The 2458-nt window shown below is 26.1% G+C and carries 3 protein-coding genes; 2 read left to right on the plus strand and 1 reads right to left on the minus strand.

From position 1 onward, the window contains the following. Positions 1 to 117: 117 nt before the first annotated feature. Entirely contained in the window at positions 118 to 624 is a 507-nt protein-coding gene (locus VLM92_RS11200; protein ID WP_325276428.1) for a GNAT family N-acetyltransferase, read from the plus strand. A gap of 335 nt (positions 625 to 959) precedes the next feature. After that, positions 960 to 1397 (plus strand): small multi-drug export protein, encoded by a 438-nt coding sequence (locus tag VLM92_RS11205; protein ID WP_325276429.1) that lies wholly within the window; start codon positions 960 to 962, stop codon positions 1395 to 1397. 233 nt (positions 1398 to 1630) lie between these two features. On the opposite strand, the gene VLM92_RS11210 is transcribed toward VLM92_RS11205, so the two are convergent. Further along, complete coding sequence (locus tag VLM92_RS11210; protein ID WP_325276430.1) at positions 1631 to 2197, minus strand: hypothetical protein; 567 nt, start codon at positions 2195 to 2197, stop codon at positions 1631 to 1633. Between the last annotated feature and the right edge of the window lie 261 nt (positions 2198 to 2458).

Below are 2458 nucleotides of genomic sequence, written 5' to 3' on the forward strand. Positions count from 1 at the left end.
TATGGATATTGATTATATACAAGGATATTTATTCTCAAAGCCATTAGAAGAAAAAGATGCATTAAATTTAGTAATAGATTAAAATAACCTCCTTTAGAGGGGATAAGGAGAATTGATATGGAATTTAGAAAAGCAGTCGAAACAGATATTAATGATATAATGAACATTATTAAACAAGCACAAGCTTACTTTAAAGAACAAGGGATTAATCAATGGCAGGATAATTATCCTAACGTTGAGACAATAAGAAATGATATTATCAATAAAAATAGTTATGTATTGATAAAATATAATAATATTGTTGCTACTGTATCAGTTTCTTTTGATAAAGAGAAAACATATAACTCTATTTATGATGGTGAATGGATTAGTAATAATGAATATGCAGTTATTCATAGAATGGCTGTTGACAACAATTATAAAGGATTAGGATTATCATCTCAAATTATTAAAGATATAGAGCAGCTTTGTTTAAATAAAGGTGTACATAGTATTAAAGTAGATACACATGAAGAAAACTTATCTATGCAAAAGTTACTTAAGAAAAATAAGTTTCAGTATTGTGGAATAATTTATTTAGAAGATAAAAGTAAAAGAATAGCTTTTGAGAAAATACTATGCTAAAGAAATAGCCACAAAAACGATAGGTTTTATTAAATATAATTTAAGTTGAGAGTTGTTTTAGTATGAATTGAGAAATTCTTATATTAGGACAACTCTTTTTATTTATACAATAAAAAAGGTGTCTAAAAAATTTCATTAATGTTTTGTGTGCATAATAAATACTTATCAATCTAAAGTAAGTAAATAGTCAATCGTGGATATAATTTTGTATAGTTAATAATAAATTGAAATTTAGTGTGATATAATATAATAACTATAAATAAAAGGGTGGATAAAATGAATAAAATATTTAGTCTAGAAAAACACCCAAATACACTTTATGGAGGAACACAATATTGGAATATATAAAATTGATGTTTTTTTCTATGATACCAGTTATAGAATTAAAAGGAGCAATACCAATAGGGATATCCATGAATTTAAATCCGTTATATCTATACATATTTTGTTTAATAGGTTCAACAATTATAGCAATTCCTATAGTATTAGCATTTAGACATGTAATAAATTATTTAAGGAAAAGAAAGTATTTTAATAAAGTGGCAAGATGGATAGATAGAAAAATTGAGGGAAGAGCAAAAAAGTTAAAGGCTGCAAGTATAATAGGCCTTATTTTATTTGTAGGAATTCCACTTCCAACAACAGGATCTTGGAGTGCTGCTGCACTAGCATCTATATTTAAAATGCGGCTTAAAGATGCACTTATAGGAATATTTTTAGGTAATGCTATAGCTGGAATTATAGTATCTGCATTGTCATTACATATAATTTAAAATATTAAAGATATATCCACGTCATTTTTTATGACGTAGGGGGTATATCTTATTTATATTTTAAGGTATTAAAACTTATCTGGTTTGTGGATAAGTTTTAATACTAACTGCCAAGCTTGAAATAGTTCGCCAACACGTTGCTTAAGCGAAGTGAATTTTTTATTTAGTATAAATAGCAATGAACCGTATTATAATTAACGGCGATTTCTATAAAATTAAGCTGTATCAGCCTATTACTTATGATAAATAAAATTAACTTCAGACTGATATAACCTTTTATACAGCATATATTCGGTTTGTATTTCTCTTGTAGTTATAAAAATATTTGTAAAAAATTCCCACAAGAACATCCACCCACCTATAAATATTCCTTCGTGCAAAACATTAAGAAATACGTTTTGTGTATCTTTAATAAAGAAATAACCTATGCTAAGAAACAAAATAGAAAGAAATAAATACGATAAATTTTTTTTGTTAAGATTTGATTTTTTCTTTACAAGTCTTTGTATTGCGTAATTGTAATGATTTTTGTAAGCTGATATTAAAGCTACTTCTTTCTTTGGATCTTTTTTAGATTCAGGCAAATAAAGAACAATTTCGATATCGAAATTTAAAGGTATATCCTCTGACGAATTTACTACAAAGTCATTAAACTCGTCTTCAATATCTCTTTTCTTAAAAGGTGAAGGGTCCCAATCATCATATACATCATCATAATCATCAAGAGACACTTTGATTAAATAAGTATCATGACTTTTATCATATTTATAGTGATTTTGGAAATATCTTTTTTTTCTCATTATATTACCTTTCATTATTATTTATAATATTCGAATTTATATATTTTATTTTTAGCTTTATATCTTTAGTATGTCCGCCATAATAACATTGATTCATTATAGAGCCTAAAAATATGATGTTAGGTGATTTGATTGTTGCTAAGTGTAGAGATGGTGAAACTAAGTATAGGCATTATTGATATAATTACCCAAGGCTTCATTTTTAAGAGGCTGATTATTAGGAGGGATTTTTGTGTATGAGGATTTTAAGTTAGAGGATAT

Origin of the sequence: Romboutsia sp., assembly GCF_035470145.1 — a bacterium.
In the GTDB taxonomy this organism is placed as follows: Bacteria; Bacillota; Clostridia; order Peptostreptococcales; family Peptostreptococcaceae; genus Romboutsia_D.